Source organism: Enterobacter cloacae complex sp. ECL72, assembly GCF_019056635.1.
Taxonomy (GTDB): Bacteria; Pseudomonadota; Gammaproteobacteria; order Enterobacterales; family Enterobacteriaceae; genus Enterobacter; species Enterobacter hormaechei_C.
In genome coordinates this window covers 3,749,200-3,767,271 of sequence record NZ_CP077659.1, presented here as the reverse complement: position 1 = coordinate 3,767,271, position 18,072 = coordinate 3,749,200, and the positions used below count along the sequence as shown (strand labels likewise).

The 18,072-nt window shown below is 55.5% G+C and carries 15 protein-coding genes; 10 read left to right on the top strand and 5 right to left on the bottom strand.

The window, feature by feature from the left end; translation table 11 throughout:
- The first annotated feature begins 8 nt into the window (after positions 1 to 8).
- The 4 genes from KTH07_RS18170 (at position 9) to tldD (ending at position 7,439) form a co-directional block, all read left to right on the top strand.
- On the top strand, positions 9 to 602 hold the full coding sequence (locus KTH07_RS18170; RefSeq protein WP_023295509.1) for a nucleoside triphosphate pyrophosphatase: 594 nt from the start codon (positions 9 to 11) through the stop codon (positions 600 to 602).
- Entirely contained in the window at positions 592 to 2,061 is a 1,470-nt protein-coding gene (rng, locus tag KTH07_RS18165; protein ID WP_003860405.1) for a ribonuclease G, read from the top strand. Before KTH07_RS18170 ends, rng begins: the two co-directional genes overlap by 11 nt.
- 42 nt (positions 2,062 to 2,103) lie before the next feature.
- Positions 2,104 to 5,910: an AsmA2 domain-containing protein YhdP gene (yhdP, locus tag KTH07_RS18160; RefSeq protein WP_023304504.1), complete on the top strand. Its 3,807-nt coding sequence runs from the start codon at positions 2,104 to 2,106 to the stop codon at positions 5,908 to 5,910.
- Between the two features lie 83 nt (positions 5,911 to 5,993).
- Positions 5,994 to 7,439, top strand: coding sequence for a metalloprotease TldD (gene tldD, locus KTH07_RS18155; protein ID WP_017382710.1), 1,446 nt, complete (start codon positions 5,994 to 5,996; stop codon positions 7,437 to 7,439).
- A gap of 45 nt (positions 7,440 to 7,484) precedes the next feature.
- Here the strand turns inward: tldD and KTH07_RS18150 are convergent, their stop codons facing one another.
- Positions 7,485 to 8,099, bottom strand: coding sequence for a YagU family protein (locus KTH07_RS18150; RefSeq protein WP_017382711.1), 615 nt, complete (start codon positions 8,097 to 8,099; stop codon positions 7,485 to 7,487).
- A 219-nt stretch (positions 8,100 to 8,318) separates the two neighbouring features.
- Positions 8,319 to 9,245: an HTH-type transcriptional activator AaeR gene (gene aaeR, locus KTH07_RS18145; protein WP_017382712.1), complete on the bottom strand. Its 927-nt coding sequence runs from the start codon at positions 9,243 to 9,245 to the stop codon at positions 8,319 to 8,321.
- Positions 9,246 to 9,424: 179 nt separating this feature from the next.
- Between aaeR and aaeX the strand changes: the two genes are divergently transcribed.
- The 5 genes from aaeX to KTH07_RS18120 all read left to right on the top strand — a co-directional run bounded on the left by aaeX (position 9,425) and on the right by KTH07_RS18120 (position 14,400).
- Positions 9,425 to 9,628 (top strand): p-hydroxybenzoic acid efflux pump operon protein AaeX, encoded by a 204-nt coding sequence (gene aaeX, locus KTH07_RS18140; RefSeq protein ID WP_003860416.1) that lies wholly within the window; start codon positions 9,425 to 9,427, stop codon positions 9,626 to 9,628.
- 7 nt (positions 9,629 to 9,635) lie between these two features.
- Positions 9,636 to 10,568, top strand: a complete 933-nt coding sequence (aaeA, locus tag KTH07_RS18135; protein ID WP_017382713.1) for a p-hydroxybenzoic acid efflux pump subunit AaeA — start codon at positions 9,636 to 9,638, stop codon at positions 10,566 to 10,568.
- A 5-nt stretch (positions 10,569 to 10,573) separates the two neighbouring features.
- Positions 10,574 to 12,541 (top strand): p-hydroxybenzoic acid efflux pump subunit AaeB, encoded by a 1,968-nt coding sequence (aaeB, locus tag KTH07_RS18130; RefSeq protein ID WP_015572008.1) that lies wholly within the window; start codon positions 10,574 to 10,576, stop codon positions 12,539 to 12,541.
- A gap of 86 nt (positions 12,542 to 12,627) precedes the next feature.
- Positions 12,628 to 14,082, top strand: coding sequence for an NAD-dependent succinate-semialdehyde dehydrogenase (locus KTH07_RS18125; RefSeq protein ID WP_017382714.1), 1,455 nt, complete (start codon positions 12,628 to 12,630; stop codon positions 14,080 to 14,082).
- A 45-nt stretch (positions 14,083 to 14,127) separates the two neighbouring features.
- The gene (locus KTH07_RS18120; RefSeq protein ID WP_003860424.1) at positions 14,128 to 14,400 is read left to right on the top strand and encodes a barstar family protein; all 273 of its coding nucleotides are present in this window, start codon (positions 14,128 to 14,130) and stop codon (positions 14,398 to 14,400) included.
- A 59-nt stretch (positions 14,401 to 14,459) separates the two neighbouring features.
- On the opposite strand, the gene yhcN is transcribed toward KTH07_RS18120, so the two are convergent.
- Positions 14,460 to 14,723 carry a peroxide/acid stress response protein YhcN gene (yhcN, locus tag KTH07_RS18115; protein WP_006812160.1) on the bottom strand — a complete coding sequence of 88 codons (264 nt, stop codon included), beginning with the start codon at positions 14,721 to 14,723 and terminating at the stop codon, positions 14,460 to 14,462.
- A gap of 378 nt (positions 14,724 to 15,101) precedes the next feature.
- The gene (gene argR / locus KTH07_RS18110; RefSeq protein ID WP_003860428.1) at positions 15,102 to 15,572 is read right to left on the bottom strand and encodes a transcriptional regulator ArgR; all 471 of its coding nucleotides are present in this window, start codon (positions 15,570 to 15,572) and stop codon (positions 15,102 to 15,104) included.
- 397 nt (positions 15,573 to 15,969) lie between these two features.
- Here argR and mdh point away from each other — a divergent pair, with 397 nt between their 5' ends.
- Positions 15,970 to 16,908: a malate dehydrogenase gene (mdh, locus tag KTH07_RS18105; protein WP_003860429.1), complete on the top strand. Its 939-nt coding sequence runs from the start codon at positions 15,970 to 15,972 to the stop codon at positions 16,906 to 16,908.
- Between the two features lie 51 nt (positions 16,909 to 16,959).
- On the opposite strand, the gene degS is transcribed toward mdh, so the two are convergent.
- The gene (gene degS / locus KTH07_RS18100) at positions 16,960 to 18,027 is read right to left on the bottom strand and encodes an outer membrane-stress sensor serine endopeptidase DegS (protein ID WP_003860430.1); all 1,068 of its coding nucleotides are present in this window, start codon (positions 18,025 to 18,027) and stop codon (positions 16,960 to 16,962) included.
- Positions 18,028 to 18,072: the final 45 nt, after the last annotated feature.

The following is an 18,072-nucleotide window of genomic DNA, read 5'->3' as shown; positions in this document are numbered from 1 at the left end:
AGGTTTCTATGACGTCTTTGTATCTTGCCTCCGGTTCTCCGCGTCGCCAGGAACTGCTCGCGCAGTTGGGTGTCTCCTTCGAACGCATCGTTACCGGTATCGAAGAAAAACGTGCTGAGGGTGAAAGCGCTCAGCAGTATGTCTCTCGTCTGGCGCGTGAAAAAGCGCAGGCGGGCGTGGCATGCGTGCCGCGTGACTTACCGGTGCTGGGTGCGGATACCATCGTTATTCTCAATGGTGAGGTGCTTGAGAAACCCCGCGACGTAGACCATGCGGCGCGGATGCTGCGTAATATGTCCGGACAAACCCATCAGGTGATGACGGCGGTAGCGCTGGCAGATAGCCAGTACGTTCTGGATTGCCTTGTGGTAACGGAAGTGACGTTCAGAGTCCTCACCGACGAGGAGATCGCCGGCTATATCGCCAGCGGTGAACCTATGGATAAAGCAGGTGCATACGGTATTCAAGGGTTGGGTGGCTGTTTTGTCAGGAAGATAAATGGCAGCTATCACGCCGTAGTCGGCTTACCGCTGGTGGAAACGTATGAGTTGCTGAGCAATTTTAACTCACTGCGTGAGGGAAGGGATAATTATGACGGCTGAATTGTTGGTAAACGTAACGCCATCGGAAACCCGTGTGGCCTACATTGATGGTGGCATTCTCCAGGAAATTCATATTGAGCGTGAAGCGCGACGCGGAATCGTAGGCAATATCTACAAAGGTCGTGTCAGTCGTGTCCTGCCGGGTATGCAGGCGGCTTTTGTAGATATTGGGCTCGATAAGGCGGCGTTTTTACATGCCTCCGATATCATGCCGCACACCGAATGTGTGGCAGGCGAAGAGCAAAAGCAGTTTGCCGTGCGCGACATCTCTGAGCTGGTGCGTCAGGGCCAGGATCTGATGGTACAGGTGGTAAAAGATCCGCTTGGCACCAAAGGCGCGCGTCTGACCACCGACATCACCCTGCCTTCACGCTATCTGGTCTTTATGCCGGGGGCGTCGCACGTCGGCGTGTCACAGCGCATTGAGAGCGAAAGCGAGCGTGAGCGCCTGAAAAAGGTGGTCAGCGCCTACTGCGACGAGCAGGGCGGGTTTATTATCCGTACCGCGGCGGAAGGGATCAGCGAAGAAGATCTGGCCTCGGATGCGGCCTATCTGAAGCGCGTCTGGACCAAAGTGATGGAGCGTAAAAAACGCAACCAGACCCGCTACCGGCTGTACGGTGAGCTGGCGCTCGCTCAGCGCGTATTACGTGATTTCGCCGACGCCCAGCTTGACCGCATCCGCGTGGACTCCCGTCTGACGTACGAAGCCTTACTGGAGTTCACCGCCGAGTACATCCCGGAAATGCCGGGTCTGCTGGAGCATTACACCGGACGCCAGCCAATATTTGACCTCTATGACGTTGAAAACGAAATCCAGCGTGCGCTGGAGCGTAAGGTTGAGCTGAAATCGGGTGGCTATCTGATCATCGATCAAACCGAAGCGATGACCACCGTCGACATCAACACCGGCGCGTTTGTCGGCCATCGCAACCTCGATGACACCATCTTCAACACCAACATAGAAGCGACGCAGGCCATCGCGCGTCAGCTTCGTCTGCGTAATCTGGGCGGCATTATCATCATCGACTTTATCGATATGAACAATGAAGATCACCGCCGTCGCGTGCTGCACTCACTGGAGCAGGCGCTGAGTAAGGACCGCGTGAAAACCAGCATCAATGGCTTCTCGCAGCTCGGTCTGGTGGAAATGACCCGGAAACGGACCCGCGAAAGCGTGGAACATGTCCTGTGTAATGAGTGTCCAACCTGCCATGGACGCGGAACGGTAAAGACGGTGGAGACGGTCTGCTACGAAATCATGCGTGAGATTGTCCGTGTCCATCATGCCTACGACTCAGACCGTTTTCTGGTCTATGCTTCCCCTGCGGTGGCGGAGGCCCTGAAAGGGGAAGAGTCGCACGCGCTGGCAGAAGTGGAAATCTTTGTCGGCAAACAGGTAAAAGTGCAAATTGAGCCGCTCTATAACCAGGAGCAGTTTGACGTCGTCATGATGTAAACGCAGTTCGCTGCGAGATTTAAGGCTGACAAGGAGAGACGCGTGAGGCGATTGCCGGGGATTTTACTGCTTACAGGGGCAACGCTGGTCGTGATTGTCGCGTTGCTCGTGAGCGGGCTGCGTCTCGCCTTGCCGCATCTGGACAGCTGGCGGCCGCAGATCCTGGCAAAAATCGAATCCGCCACCGGCCTGCCGGTGGACGTGAGCCATATCGAGGCAAGCTGGCAGAACTTTGGCCCGACGCTTGATGCGCGCGATATCCGCGCCAGCCTGAAAGATGGCGGCCACCTCGAAATCAAACGCGTCACCCTGGCGCTGGATGTCTGGCAAAGCCTGCTGCATCTGCGCTGGCAGTTTCGCGATCTCACCTTCTGGCAACTTCAGCTGATGACTAACACGCCGCTGCGAAGCGGCGACAGCGATCGGGGGCTGGAAACCAGCCGTATCAGCGATCTGTTCCTGCGGCAGTTCGATCATTTCGATCTGCGCGACAGCGAAGTGAGCTTTATTACTCTTTCCGGCCAGCGCGCTGAGCTGGCGATCCCACAGCTGACCTGGTTAAACGGGAAAGATCGCCACCGCGCCGAGGGGCAGGTGAATCTCTCCAGCCTGAACGGGCAGCACGGCGTTATGCAGGTGCGGATGGATCTGCGTGACGACAATGGCTTGCTGAACAACGGCAGGGTGTGGCTACAGGCGGACGACGTGGACGTGAAGCCGTGGCTCGGTGAGTGGCTACAGCAGAACATGCAGCTGGAGACCGCGCGCTTCAGCCTGGAAGGCTGGATGACCCTGACGAACGGGACGTTCGCCAGCGGCGATATCTGGCTTAAGCAGGGGGGCGCGAGCTGGAAAGGGGAAAACCATCAGCATCAACTTTCCGTCGATAACCTCACCGCACACGTGACGCAGGATAAAGGCGGCTGGCAGTTCGCTATTCCGGATACGCGCATCTCCATGGATAACAAACCCTGGCCGCGCGGCGCGCTGACGCTGGCGTGGATGCCGGAGCAGGACGTCGGCGGGATAAACGGTAAACGCAGCGACGAGCTGCGTATCCGCGCCAGTAACCTGGATCTGACGGCGATCGAAGGGCTGCGTTCAATGGCCGCAAAACTCTCCCCGGAGCTGGGCGAAATCTGGCTGGCGACGCAGCCGAGCGGGCAGATAAACCGGCTGGCGCTGGATATTCCGCTCCAGGCTACGGAAAAGACGCGTTTTCAGGCGGCATGGAAAAATCTCGCATGGAAACAGTGGAAACTGCTGCCGGGTGCCGAGCACTTCAGCGGTAAACTGGAAGGAAGCGTGGAAAACGGCAGGCTGACGGCAGAAATGCAGGACGCGAAAATGCCGTACGAAACGGTCTTCCGTGCGCCACTGGAGATCGAAAAGGGAAATGCCACCCTCAACTGGCTGAAGAATGACAAAGGTTTTCAGCTCGATGGCCGCGATATCGATGTGAAAGCCAAAGCGGTACATGCCCGCGGTAATTTCCGTTATCTACAGCCTGAAGGCGATGAGCCGTGGTTGGGTATTCTGGCGGGCATCAGCACGGATGACGGTTCGCAGGCGTGGCGCTACTTCCCGGAAAACCTGATGGGGAAAGCGCTGGTGGACTATCTCAGCGGCGCTATTCAGGGCGGCCAGGCGGATAACGCCACGCTGGTCTACGGCGGCAACCCGCACCTGTTCCCGTATAAGCACAACGAAGGCCAGTTCCAGGTTCTGGTGCCTCTACGCAACGCCACCTATGCCTTCCAGCCGGACTGGCCGGCGCTGAAGAATCTGGATATTGAACTCAACTTCCTGAATGACGGCCTGTGGATGAAGACGGACAGCGTTGCGCTGGGCGGCGTAACGGCAAGCAACCTGACGGCAAACATCCCGGATTACTCCAAAGAGAAACTGCTGATTGATGCGGATATTAAGGGGCCAGGTAAAGCGGTTGGCCCGTACTTTGAAGATACGCCGCTGAAAGACTCCCTGGCAGCCACCCTTCAGCAGTTGCAGTTAGATGGCGATGTGAATGCTCGCTTACATCTGGATATCCCGCTGGACGGTGAAATGACCACCGCCAAAGGCGACGTTCGCCTTAATAACAACAGCCTCTATATCAAGCCGCTGGACAGCACGCTGAAAAACCTCAGCGGTCAGTTCAGCTTTGTTAACGGCACGCTGAAAAGTGAGCCGCTGAAAGCGACCTGGTTCAATCAACCCGTCAATATCGATTTCTCCACCACCGAGGGCGATAAAGCCTACCAGGTGGCGGTCAATATGGACGCGAACTGGCAGCCGTCACGCATGGATGTTCTGCCGAAGCCGATTGAAAATGCGGTGGACGGCGCGGTGTCATGGAATGGCAAGGTCGCCATCGACCTGCCTTATCATGCCGGTGCGCGCTATAACGTCGACATTACGGGCGATCTGAAAAACCTCAGCAGCCAACTTCCCGCGCCGCTGAATAAGAAAAGCGGTGAAGCATTGCCCGTCAATGTTAAGGTTGCGGGCAACCTTAACAGCTTCGATTTAACCGGAAACGCTGGTGGAACAAACCACTTCAACAGCCGCTGGCTGCTTAACCGCAAGCTGACGCTGGACAGAGCGATCTGGACGACGGACAGCCGTACCACGCCGCCGCTGCCGGAGCAGGCGGGCGTTGAACTGAATCTCCCGCCGATGGATGGCGCAGAGTGGCTGGCACTGTTCCAGAAAGGTGTCGGGCAAAACGTCGACCAAACGGCGCAGTTCCCACAGTCCATTACCTTGCGCACGCCTGCGCTGACGCTGGGCGGGCAGCAGTGGAACAACCTGAGTATTGTCTCCCGGCCGACGGTAAACGGCTCAAAGGTCGAGGCGCAGGGGCGTGAGATTAACGGTTCGTTGACCATGCGCGATCACGCGCCATGGCAGGCGGCTATCCGTTATCTCTATTACAATCCGACCTTTACGGCGTCTAAAGCAGAGTCGACAAGCGCTTCTCCTGTCAGTGGCAGTGGGAGGTCGCGCGTGGATTTCAGCGGCTGGCCCGATCTCCAGTTGCGCTGTGCGGAGTGCTGGCTGTGGGGGCAAAAATATGGCCGTATCGACGGTGATTTTGCTATTCAGGGCAATACGCTGAGCCTCTCTGGTGGGCTGGTGGATACCGGCTTTGGCCGCATGACTGCCGCTGGCGAATGGGTGAACAAACCGGGTGAACAGCGCACCTCGCTGAAAGGCGATATTAAAGGCAACAAGCTGGACGCCGCAGCTAACTTCTTCGGCATTAGCACGCCGCTTCGCGGATCGTCCTTCGATGTGAATTACGATCTGCACTGGCGCGCAGCGCCATGGACACCCGATGAAGCTTCGCTTAACGGCATCCTGAAAACCCACTTCGGTAAGGGGGAGATTGCCGATGTGAGCACGGGGCGCGCCGGGCAGATCCTGCGTCTGCTGAGTTTTGACGCGCTGCTGCGCAAGCTGCGCTTCGACTTTAGCGACACCTTCAGCGAAGGTTTCTACTACGATTCCATTCGCAGCACGGCGTGGATCAAAGACGGCGTTCTGCACACCGACGACACGCTGGTGGACGGCCTGGAAGCGGATATCGCGATGAAAGGGTCAGTGGATCTCGTGCGCCGCGAGCTGGATATGGAAGCCGTGGTGGCGCCGGAGATTTCCGCAAGCGTGGGCGTTGCGGCAGCCTTTGTGGTCAATCCTATTGTCGGGGCGGCGGTGTTTGCGGCCAGTAAAGTGCTGGGGCCGCTCTGGAGCAAAGTCTCGATTCTGCGCTATCGCATTACCGGGCCGGTTGATAAACCACAGATTAATGAGGTGCTGCGCCAGCCGCGCAAAGAAGCACAGCAATGATTTGACGTGGGCAGGTAATTGCCTCACTCTCAATAAATACGATCTTTATACCGCCACTGGCGGCAACGAACGAGTAGCAATAGATGAGTCTGAACCTGGTAAGTGAACATTTGCTCGCAGCGAACGGCCTGAGCCATCAGGACCTGTTCTCCATTCTTGGTCAACTGACCGAACGCCGCCTCGACTACGGCGATCTCTATTTCCAGTCGAGCTATCACGAATCCTGGGTTTTAGAAGACAGCATCATTAAAGATGGCTCTTATAACATTGACCAGGGCGTCGGCGTGCGCGCCGTCAGCGGCGAAAAAACCGGTTTTGCCTATGCAGACCAGATAAGCCTGGCCGCGCTGGAGCAGAGCGCGCAGGCGGCGCGAACCATTGTGCGCGATACGGGCGACGGACGGGTGAAAACGCTGGGTGAAGTGCAGCACGCTGCGCTCTATACCAGCATCGACCCGCTGCAAAGCATGAGCCGCGAGGAGAAGCTGGACATCCTGCGTCGCGTGGACAAAGTGGCTCGCGCGGCGGATAAACGCGTGCAGGAAGTCTCTGCCAGCCTGACCGGGGTTTATGAACTGATCCTGGTGGCAGCGACGGACGGTACCCTGGCGGCGGATGTTCGCCCGCTGGTGCGTCTCTCTATCAGCGTGCAGGTTGAAGACGACGGTAAGCGCGAGCGCGGCTCCAGCGGTGGCGGTGGTCGTTTTGGTTATGACTGGTTCCTGGGTGATGTCGACGGCGAAGCCCGTGCGGATGCATGGGCAAAAGAAGCCGTGCGCATGGCGCTGGTCAACCTGTCTGCCGTGGCTGCACCAGCCGGTACGTTGCCGGTGGTACTGGGCGCAGGCTGGCCGGGCGTGCTGCTGCACGAAGCGGTCGGTCACGGCCTGGAAGGTGATTTCAACCGTCGCGGGACGTCCGTATTCAGCGGTCAGATGGGGCAGCTTGTCTCCTCAGAGCTGTGTACCGTGGTGGATGATGGCACCATGCTCGACCGTCGCGGCTCGATTTCTATCGACGATGAAGGTACGCCGGGTCAGTACAACGTGCTGATCGAAAACGGCGTACTGAAAGGCTACATGCAGGACAAGCTTAACGCGCGCCTGATGGGCGTTGCGCCGACGGGTAACGGCCGTCGTGAATCCTACGCACATCTGCCGATGCCCCGCATGACCAATACTTACATGCTGCCGGGCCAGTCCACGCCGCAGGAGATTATCGAATCCGTTGATTACGGTATCTTCGCGCCAAACTTTGGCGGCGGTCAGGTGGATATCACCTCCGGCAAATTTGTCTTCTCTACCTCAGAGGCGTATCTGATTGAGAAGGGCAAAGTGACCAAAGCGGTGAAGGGCGCAACCCTGATTGGCTCCGGCATTGAGGCCATGCAGCAGATTTCCATGGTCGGTAACGACCTGAAACTGGATAACGGCGTGGGCGTTTGCGGCAAAGAGGGCCAGAGCCTGCCTGTGGGCGTCGGTCAGCCTACGCTGAAAGTGGATAATCTGACGGTGGGCGGCACGGCCTGATCTTAGGATGCTTAAAAAAGGCGCTACAGATGTAGCGCCTTTTTTTTAACGTAAGTTACCCAGCGGTATCTCTGGATCAGGCTCGTGAGTAATGCGGTTACGCAAGTCACGACGAATGATTTCGATCGACCAGAACCAGACCAGATGCCCCACGATCTCTGACACGTGTTCATACCACGGCAACTCAAGCAGCGGTGGCGTCAGACCCATCAGCGGGAAGGAGATCATATGCACAAAAAGCTGGGCTAACGCACCCGCCAGCAAACCCTGCCAGAGTTTAATTTTCGGAAAGACTTCCGCAACAACGCAATACCCCACAGCGAAGACGATTGAGAAAATAATATGGGTCACACCGACCCAGTTAAATATATGTCCGGCAAATGTATAAACGGCTGCGTTAGGATCAGCAACGCCCAGCCAGTCGCGTAAAAATACATAGGGAGGGTTTAAAAAATTGCGGGAGCAGTCAATCTGGCTTGCGGCTCTTATTAATTGCTCAGGTCCGCATGCGCCGGTGAATAAATCGGTGGGACTGCGTGGCGGAAGTGGCACTTCGGCTCCCCATTTGACAAAAGCGGAGACGATCCCTGCAATTAAACCGATGAACGCGGCGAGTCCATAGCGCCTGCGTGAAGGCGGTGTTTGTTCGAATATATTCATCTCTTTTCCTTGTTTAACGTCATCCTGCGAAATACATTTTATTATTCATATTGGTAACAAATATATAACAGTCTGATGTTCAGACTGCTTATAAGGTAAATGGCGGGTGGCGGGAGTGTCAATTAGCCATTCCTGAGAGGAGGGCGGAAATATTCCTGGACGAATGTGAGTGCCATCCGGGGAATATTCATGCCAGATATGATTATAGCGATTACTTTATTACTCCTTTCTTCTGCCGCGCATCCCCTGAAACAGCTCCGCCACTTCGACAAAATACTCGGTCAGATAGTTAATACACACCTGTACTTTGAGAGGCAGTTTGTCCTTCTCGGTATACAGAGCGTAGACCGGACGTGGATCGGACTGGTAACGCGGGAAGAGGATCTCCAGTACGCCGCTGTTGATCTCATTGATCACCCACATCAGCGGTACGTAGGCGATCCCGGCTCCGGCCACCAGCCAACGTGAGATGGTCATCGGATCGTTGGTCACGAAGCGGCCTTCAGGCAGCAGTTTAGTGGAAAGCCCTTCCGGCGCGATCAGTTCAAATTCGTTATCTGGCCGAACGCTGTATTCCAGCCACGAGTGGTTGCTCAGGTCGGCAGGTTTTTCCGGCACGCCATACTGTGCCAGATAGCTTTTCGACGCGCAGACCACCATCGGCATGCTGCCCAGTCGACGCGAGAACAGGCTCGAGTCCTGCAACGCGCCAACGCGGATCACCACGTCTAACCCATCGGCAATCAGGTCCGGTGCCGGAATGCCCGTTACCAGATTAACGGTTAAACCGGGATACTCTTTCAGCATTTCCGCCGTCATGGCAGCGAGAACATTTTGTGCCATAGTTGAAGAACAACCGATACGCAGCGTGCCGATAGGCGTGTTGTTAAAGGCATAGAGCTGCTCGTGAACATCCTGCACCTCATGCAGCATTCGACGGCAGCCCTGATAGTAAATTTTACCCGCTTCCGTCAGCCCGATGCTGCGGGTGCTGCGGTTGAGCAGCTTCACCTGGAGCTCATCTTCCAGTTTTGACACTGTCTGGCTAATGGATGAGACGCTCATTTGTAGCTGACGTGCTGCGGCGGTAAAAGAGCCTTGCTCAACCACTTTCGCAAAGACGGACATGCGTTTTAGACGTTCCATTATTCACTCTGGCTTAAAAGTGATTTAGATCACATATGATAGATAACAGCATAACAGTTACGTTAATATATTATTAATTACATAACGGCTGCGCCACTCTCGCCCGGCAATTCTTGCTCTCCTGCGGCGGCGCGAGCTTAAAAATCCAGTAACCTGCACTCTCTTTAATCAAGGTCAACATGAGTCTGTTTCCCGTTATCGTGGTGTTCGGTTTGTCGTTCCCACCGATATTTTTCGAGCTTCTTTTATCACTGGCGATCTTCTGGCTGGTGCGCAAGGTGCTGGTCCCTACCGGGATTTATGATTTCGTCTGGCATCCTGCATTGTTCAATACCGCGCTGTATTGCTGCCTGTTCTATTTAATATCGCGCATGTTTGTCTGAGGTTGATGTGAAAACGCTAACAAGAAAAATCTCCCGCACTGCCATCACTATGGCGCTGGTCATCCTGGCGTTCATCGCTATTTTTCGCGCCTGGGTTTATTACACCGAATCCCCGTGGACGCGCGATGCGCGTTTCAGCGCGGAGGTGGTCGCGATAGCGCCCGATGTCGCCGGTCTCATTACGGCGGTCAACGTCCACGATAACCAACTGGTGAAAAAAGATCAGGTGCTGTTCACCATCGACCAGCCGCGCTATCAAAAAGCGCTGGAAGAAGCGGAAGCCGACGTGGCGTATTACAACGCGCTGGCCGCTGAAAAACGCCGTGAAGCAGGTCGCCGTAACAAGCTGGGCATCCAGGCTATGTCCCGGGAAGAGATTGACCAGTCTAATAACGTGCTGCAAACCGTGCTGCATCAGCTGGCAAAAGCGCAGGCGACGCGCGATCTGGCGAAGCTCGATCTGGAACGTACCGTTATCCGCGCGCCGTCCGATGGCTGGGTGACCAACCTCAACGTCTATGCGGGTGAGTTTATCACGCGCGGCTCAACTGCCGTGGCGCTGGTGAAACAGAACTCCTTCTACGTCCTCGCCTATATGGAAGAGACCAAGCTGGAAGGCGTGCGTCCGGGCTATCGCGCCGAAATCACGCCGCTCGGCAGCAACCGGGTCCTGAAGGGAACCGTGGACAGCGTGGCCGCGGGGGTGACCAACTCCAGCAGTACCAATGATACAAAAGGGATGGCGACCGTCGATTCTAACCTCGAGTGGGTTCGCCTGGCGCAGCGCGTACCGGTACGCATTCGTCTGGATGAGCAGCAGAGCAACCTCTGGCCCGCAGGCACCACCGCGACGGTGGTGATCACGGGTGAAAAAGACCGTGATGCCAGCCAGGATTCTATCTTCCGTCAAATCGCCCATCGCCTGCGCGAGTTTGGTTGATCGCTATGGGCATTTTTTCCATCGCCAGCCAGCACATCCGCTTCGCCGTGAAGCTGGCATGCGCCATTGTGCTGGCGCTGTTTGTTGGCTTCCATTTCCAGCTTGAAACACCGCGCTGGGCCGTTCTGACCGCCGCGATCGTCGCCGCCGGTCCTGCCTTCGCGGCGGGTGGCGAACCTTACTCCGGGGCAATTCGCTATCGCGGGATGCTGCGTATTATCGGCACCTTTATCGGCTGTATCGCCGCTCTGACCATTATCATCCTGATGATCCGTACGCCGCTGCTGATGCTGATTGTGTGCTGTATCTGGGCGGGTTTTTGCACCTGGGTCTCTTCGCTGGTGAAGGTGGAGAACTCGTACGCCTGGGGCCTGGCGGGATATACCGCGCTGATTATTATCATCACCATTCAGAGTGAACCGCTGCTTGCTCCGCAGTTCGCCGTCGAACGTTGTAGCGAGATTGTCATTGGTATCGTCTGCGCGATTGTCGCAGATCTGCTCTTCTCTCCGCGATCCATCAAGCAGGAAGTCGATCGTGAGCTGGACGCGCTGATTGTTGCTCAGTACCAGCTTATGCAGCTGTGCATTAAGCACGGCGACAGCGAAGAGGTCGACAAGGCCTGGAGCGCGCTGGTGCGCCGCACGCAGGCGCTGGAAGGGATGCGCAGTAATCTCAACATGGAGTCTTCCCGCTGGGAGCGGGCCAATCGTCGTCTGAAAGCGATCAATACCGTCTCGTTAACGCTGATCACCCAGGCGTGTGAAACCTACCTGATTCAGAACACCCGCCCCGAAGTGGTAACGGATACTTTCCGCGAACTGTTTGATGAGCCCGTGGAGACGGTGCAGGACGTGCATCGACAGCTTAAACGCATGCGTCGTGTGATTGCCTGGACAGGAGAACGGGATACGCCAGTCACCATTTATACCTGGGTAGGCGCCGCAACGCGCTACCTGCTCCTGAAACGCGGCGTGATTAGCAACACCAAAATCAGTGCGGCGGAAGAAGAGGTATTGCAGGGCGAAGTGGTGATCAAACCGGAGTCCGCCGAGCGCCACCATGCGATGGTTAATTTCTGGCGTACCACCCTGGCTTGTATACTCGGCACGCTGTTCTGGCTGTGGACCGGCTGGACGTCCGGCAGCGGCGCGATGGTGATGATTGCCGTCGTCACCGCGCTGGCGATGCGTCTGCCCAACCCGCGCATGGTCGCGATCGATTTTCTGTACGGCACCATTGCGGCGTTACCCATTGGTGCGCTCTACTTCCTGGTGATTATTCCCTCGACGCAGCAAAGCATGCTTTTGCTCTGCATCAGCCTGGCGGTGATGGCGTTCTTTATCGGGATTGAGGTACAAAAACGCCGTCTGGGATCGTTGGGTGCGCTGGCGAGCACGATTAACATCATCGTGCTGGATAACCCGATGACCTTCCATTTCAGCCAGTTCCTGGATAGCGCATTAGGTCAGCTGGTGGGCTGTTTCCTGGCGATGATGGTGATCCTGCTGGTGCGGGATAACTCTCAGGCGCGGACAGGGCGTGTGCTGCTGAATCAGTTTGTGTCGGCCGCCGTATCGTCATTGACTACCAACACCGCGCGGCGCAAGGAGAACCACCTGCCGGCGCTCTATCAACAGCTGTTCCTGTTGCTGAATAAATTCCCGGGCGATGTCGCCCGCTTCCGCCTGGCGTTAACCATGATTATCGCGCACCAGCGTCTGCGGAACGCGCCAGTGCCGATCAACGACGATTTGTCCGCCTACCACCGCCAGCTACGGCGAACGGCGGACCATGTGATATCGGCATCCAGTGATGACAAACGTCGCCGCTACTTTAAGCAACTGCTGGAGGAACTGGATATCTACCAGGAGAAACTGCGGATCTGGGAAGCGCCGCCGCAGGTTACCGAGCCGGTAGAGCGGCTGGTGTTTATGCTGCACCGCTACCAGAATGCGCTGACAGACAGCTAACGAAGAGAAAACCGACGCCAAAAGCGTCGGTTTTTTTGTGGCTATACTTATTCTTGCAGGTTCAAACATTCAGGAAGGGAGGACACATGACAACCCAGGCTCTTCAGGACAGTATCCTTTTTCAGACCGGGTATCTGGTTAACGGTATCTGGAAAACACTCGACACCACGTTTGATGTGCTAAACCCGGCCACGGGCGAGGTGGTCGCGAAAGTGGCGAAAGCAGGGAAAGCCGAAACCGAAGAGGCCATTGCGGCCGCGACGAAGGCCTTTCCCGCATGGCGCGCAAAAACGGCAAAAGAGCGCTCCACGATCCTCTATCGCTGGTATGAACTGATTATCGAGAATAAAAGCTGGCTCGGGCGACTGATGACTACCGAGCAGGGCAAGCCGCTGAAAGAGGCTGAAGGTGAGGTGGACTACGCTGCCAGCTTCATTCAGTGGTTTGCCGAGCAGGCCAAGCGCGCCAACGGTGAAATCATTCCTCCGGTTAAACCCGGCTCCCGTATTCTGGCCACTCGTGAACCTGTCGGGGTGGTTGCTGCTATCACGCCATGGAATTTCCCGATGGCCATGCTCACCCGTAAGCTCGGCCCGGCGCTGGCAGCAGGATGTACCGGCGTCATCAAGCCTGCAAACAACACGCCGCTGAGCGCCTTTGCGCTGCTGACGCTGGCGAAGCAGGCCGGTGTGCCGGATGGTGTGCTGAATGCGGTCGCGGGGAGCACCTCAGAAATTAGTGACGCCATTATGGCCAGCCATGACGTGCGCAAAATCTCGTTTACCGGATCAACCGCCGTCGGGAAAACGCTGGTTCGCAATTCCGCAGAGACCATGAAAAAGGTATCGATGGAGCTGGGCGGTAATGCGCCATATATCGTTTTCGAGGACGCGGATATTGAGGCCGCCGTCAAAGGCGCGATCGCCAATAAGTTCCGTAACGCTGGGCAGGTCTGCGTCAGCGTAAACCGTTTCTATATTCAGGAGACGGTCTATGACAAGTTTGTCAATCAACTTGCCGATGCGGTGAAGGCGCTGAAGGTGGGGAATGGTCTGGACGAGGGCGTCGTTGTCGGCCCGCTGATTGAGCCTTCGGCTGTCGAAAAAGTCCGTGAGCACGTCGAAGATGCGGTAGCGAAGGGCGCCACGGTGCTGGCTGGGGGTAAACCGCACGAACTTGGCGGCAACTTCTGGATGCCAACCGTACTCGGTGACTGCCATGAAGGCATGAAGCTGGCAGAAGAGGAGACCTTTGGTCCCGTTGCCGCCTGCTTCCGCTTCACGTCGGAAGACGAAGTGGTTATGCGCGCTAACAATACGCCTTACGGGCTGGCAGCCTACTTTTATACCCAGAATCTCTCGCGCGTGTTCCGCGTCTCGCAGGCCATTGAGAGCGGCATGATCGGAATTAATGAATGTGCGGTCTCGACCGAGCTGGGTCCGTTTGGGGGCGTAAAAGAGTCCGGGCTGGGCCGCGAAGGGTCCGTGCTGGGGCTGGAGGAGTTTCTGGAAGTCAAAACCCTGCATATCGGGGGATTATAATAGACAGGGCGGCATTTGCCGCCCGCCTGTACCGGGTGGCTGGCAATGAAAATTTATACCTTTGATTTTGACGAAATTGAGAGTCAGGAAGACTTCTATCGCGAGTTTATTCGGGCGTTCGACCTGGAGCGGGGCAGCGTAAGCAATCTTGATATGCTGTGGGATGTGGTTACCGGCGATCGTCTGCCGTTACCGCTGGAAATCGAATTTACCCATCTGCCTGAAAAACTACGCAGACGCTTTGGTGCATTGATTTTATTGTTTGATGAAGCGGAGGAGGAGCTGGAAGGGCAACTGCGTTTCAACGTGCGCCAGTGATAAAAAAGCCCCTGACCGGGAGGTCAGGGGCAAGTCGTATGATGAGATACGACGAGGGTTTATTTGTACAGTTCTGCGGTAGCGTGCCAGTGGTCGCCACTGCGCGCTTCGATGATGCGATAGGATGACGCACCCTGTTCTTCCGCTTTTTTGTTCAGCATTTCGTGCATGTCCATCGGAGACGTACCGATGGCGCCAACAGAAACAGTCCCGATAGCCTGACGGGATTGTGCCTGTTCAGCATTGATGGTGTCGGCTGCAAACGCACCGAATGACAGGACTGACAGTACGCTCAGGGCAGCTACAGTGGTTTTAATTTTCATGATTATTTACCTCGTCAATTATTTTACTGGGGTCTTTGTTCTGTGACCCTCATCACAAAATCAAGTATACACTAATCACGCAAAAAATTAATACCAGACTAATGGTTTCGTCTGTTATTACGCGTTAAAAAATTCATTTTTTATAACGAGAATGCATAAAAAAGGGCGTCACAATGCGAGGTTTGTGGTTTTTTCTTATTTAAATCAAATGGGTATGGTAATTTGATTTTTTGTGCGATTTTGCGGCAGATCATTAACTGAATGAATGTTAACAGGCGGTAAAAAGCACTATTTGCAAAAGTAGCAGGCAGAGAAAAGCAGGGTAAAACGCGGTAAAAGCAGAATGATCCCCGCAGCCAGGCGCTACGGGGCAGACAATTACAGCTCCTGTTCGAACAGGACCAGAATCGCTTCGTAGAGGTCTTTCACCGAGAAACCATTTGCCGGGGTGGTAAAAATGGTGTCATCGCCGGCGATGGTCCCGAGGATCCCCTCTGCTTTACCCAGCGAGTCCAGCAGGCGGGCAATCAGCTGGGCTGCGCCCGGGCTGGTGTGGATCACGACCACGGCATCGTTATAGTCGATGTCCAGAACCAGGTTTTTCAGCGGGCTGGAGGTCGTTGGCACGCCAAGTTCAGCAGGCAGGCAATAAACCATTTCCATTTTGGCGTTGCGCGTACGCACCGCACCAAACTTGGTTAACATGCGAGAGACCTTCGACTGGTTGATGTTGTCGAAGCCTTGTTCCTGCAACGCCTGAACAATTTCTCCCTGAGAACTGAATTTCTCTTCTTTGAGTAGCGCTTTAAACGCCTTCACTAATTCTTCTTGCTTAGACGAGCTTCGCATAAGTCACCCGGAATATGACGATAGAAACAACATTATTATGCATGTGGATGAATTTTTATGCAAATTATCTACCTGGCACCAGGCTGAAATAATGTTATGAAAGGGAGAGATTTTATCAGATTTCGTTATCGGAAAACATGCATGGGTCACGCCGCGCAAATAAGCTTAAAAGTAAATTAAATGTTATCAAAATGATGTTGTTTTGGTGGCGTGGCAGGGTGTATTGTAACCCCCTCTTAATTCGTTGTTGCCTGCATCCCGATAGTATTCAGGTGAAGGCGAAAGACGTGCGACCTCAAATTCTTTAGCGATGAAAATTGTAATTAATGACGTGCTGAATTATGGTCGCCGCAACGGAGTTACAGATACTTAAGTTAACCATAATAAGGAGTTTAGGATGAAAGTCGCAGTCCTCGGCGCTGCTGGTGGTATCGGCCAGGCGCTTGCCCTACTACTGAAAACCCAACTGCCTTCAGGCTCAGAACTCTCCCTGTACGATATTGCTCCGGTAACCCCAGGTGTGGCGGTTGACCTGAGCCACATCCCGACAGCTGTGAAAATCAAAGGCTTCTCCGGTGAAGATGCGCGTCCTGCGTTGCAGGGTGCCGACGTGGTGCTGATCTCCGCGGGTGTTGCGCGTAAACCGGGTATGGATCGTTCAGACCTGTTCAACGTCAACGCGGGCATCGTGAAAAACCTGGTTCAGCAGATTGCTGAAACCTGCCCGAAAGCGTGCATCGGGATCATCACCAACCCGGTGAACACCACCGTTGCTATCGCAGCAGAAGTGCTGAAGAAAGCGGGCGTTTACGACAAGAACAAACTGTTCGGCGTAACTACGCTGGATATCATCCGCTCCAATACCTTCGTGGCTGAGCTGAAAGGCAAGCAGCCAACGGAAGTGGAAGTGCCGGTTATCGGCGGTCATTCTGGCGTGACCATCCTGCCTCTGCTGTCGCAGATCCCGGGCGTGAGCTTCACCGAGCAGGAAGTGGCTGACCTGACCAAACGTATTCAGAACGCAGGCACCGAAGTGGTGGAAGCGAAGGCGGGTGGCGGTTCTGCAACCCTGTCTATGGGCCAGGCGGCGGCACGTTTCGGCCTGTCTCTGGTTCGCGCGTTGCAGGGCGAAAAAGGCGTTGTTGAATGCGCCTATGTTGAAGGCGACGGTGAACACGCGCGCTTCTTCTCTCAGCCGCTGCTGCTGGGTAAAAACGGTGTTGAAGAGCGTAAGTCTATCGGCACGCTGAGCGCGTTTGAGCAAAACGCGATGGAAGGCATGCTGGATACGCTGAAGAAAGACATTACGCTGGGCGAAGAGTTCGTTAACAAGTGATCTTATCCCGGTAAAAAAAACGGAGCGTTAAGCTCCGTTTTTTTATGCCCGTCAGTTAGTGGCCGGGTATTCCTGGATGGTGACCTGAATCGTCAGCTTCTTGTCATTACGCATGACTTCAACAGGGATGATGGAGCCCGGGCGAATCTCAGCCACCTGGTCCATGGTTTCCAGCGCAGAGACCGCTGGCGTACCGTTGACGGAAAGGATAACGTCGTTCACCTGGATACCTGCGTTGGCCGCCGGGCCGCCAGGCGCCACTTCGTTGACCACAATCCCCTGGATCTGATCGATACCACCGCCCTGCGTATGCATCGGCGCGATTTCACGCCCGCCAATACCGATGTAGCCACGGATCACGCGGCCATCACGGATCAGCTTGTCCATGATCTTGGTCGCCAGCTGGAACGGAATGGCAAAGCCAATCCCTTCCGGCGTTTCGCCGTCGTTGCTCTTGTCGAAGGAGAGGGTGTTAATGCCCATCAGTTCGCCCAGAGAGTTCACCAGCGCACCGCCGGAGTTACCGTGGTTGATCGAGGCATCGGTTTGCAGGAAGTTCTGCCGCCCTGACGGGTTCAGGCCGATACGACCGGTCGCGCTGATGATCCCCTGAGTGATGGTCTGGCCCAGGTTGTACGGGTTACCGATCGCCAGCACCACATCGCCGATGTGCGGCGTGCGTTTGCGATTAATCGGGATAGTCGGCAGACCGCCCGTGGCGTTGATCTTCAGCACCGCCAGATCGGTCAGGCTGTCCGACCCCACCAGCAGGGCTTCAAACACGCGGCCATCCTGCAAGGCGACGATAATCTGGTCGGCATCGTTAATGACGTGTTTATTGGTGATGATGTAGCCCCGGTCATCCATGATCACACCGGAACCGAGCGTGCGGATCTCCAGCTGGTTATGAGCGGAACTGTTAAGCCCGCGGTTATAGACGTTAACCACGGCGGGGGCAGCACGGCGTACCGCCTGATTGTACGTCGCAGGCGTTTCATCCGTGCTGTCGAACTGAGGAGCCGACAGTTTGTTGAACTGGCGTAAAGATGGCATAGCCACCAGCAGCAGACCGGCAACGATCAAACCAATGACAATTGAACGAAAGAGCTTTAAAAGCATGATGCGTGTGTCGTTAAAATAGGAACGGTTTGCAGCATAACATGA

Excerpts from the sequence above, each read along its gene's own strand:
- KTH07_RS18170 (WP_023295509.1), top strand. The coding sequence starts at position 9 with ATGACGTCTTTGTATCTTGCCTCCGGTTCTCCGCGTCGCCAGGAACTG.
- rng (WP_003860405.1), top strand. The coding sequence starts at position 592 with ATGACGGCTGAATTGTTGGTAAACGTAACGCCATCGGAAACCCGTGTG.
- tldD (WP_017382710.1), top strand. The coding sequence starts at position 5,994 with ATGAGTCTGAACCTGGTAAGTGAACATTTGCTCGCAGCGAACGGCCTG.
- KTH07_RS18150 (WP_017382711.1), bottom strand. The coding sequence starts at position 8,099 with ATGAATATATTCGAACAAACACCGCCTTCACGCAGGCGCTATGGACTC.
- aaeR (WP_017382712.1), bottom strand. The coding sequence starts at position 9,245 with ATGGAACGTCTAAAACGCATGTCCGTCTTTGCGAAAGTGGTTGAGCAA.
- aaeX (WP_003860416.1), top strand. The coding sequence starts at position 9,425 with ATGAGTCTGTTTCCCGTTATCGTGGTGTTCGGTTTGTCGTTCCCACCG.
- aaeB (WP_015572008.1), top strand. The coding sequence starts at position 10,574 with ATGGGCATTTTTTCCATCGCCAGCCAGCACATCCGCTTCGCCGTGAAG.
- KTH07_RS18125 (WP_017382714.1), top strand. The coding sequence starts at position 12,628 with ATGACAACCCAGGCTCTTCAGGACAGTATCCTTTTTCAGACCGGGTAT.
- KTH07_RS18120 (WP_003860424.1), top strand. The coding sequence starts at position 14,128 with ATGAAAATTTATACCTTTGATTTTGACGAAATTGAGAGTCAGGAAGAC.
- yhcN (WP_006812160.1), bottom strand. The coding sequence starts at position 14,723 with ATGAAAATTAAAACCACTGTAGCTGCCCTGAGCGTACTGTCAGTCCTG.
- argR (WP_003860428.1), bottom strand. The coding sequence starts at position 15,572 with ATGCGAAGCTCGTCTAAGCAAGAAGAATTAGTGAAGGCGTTTAAAGCG.
- mdh (WP_003860429.1), top strand. The coding sequence starts at position 15,970 with ATGAAAGTCGCAGTCCTCGGCGCTGCTGGTGGTATCGGCCAGGCGCTT.
- degS (WP_003860430.1), bottom strand. The coding sequence starts at position 18,027 with ATGCTTTTAAAGCTCTTTCGTTCAATTGTCATTGGTTTGATCGTTGCC.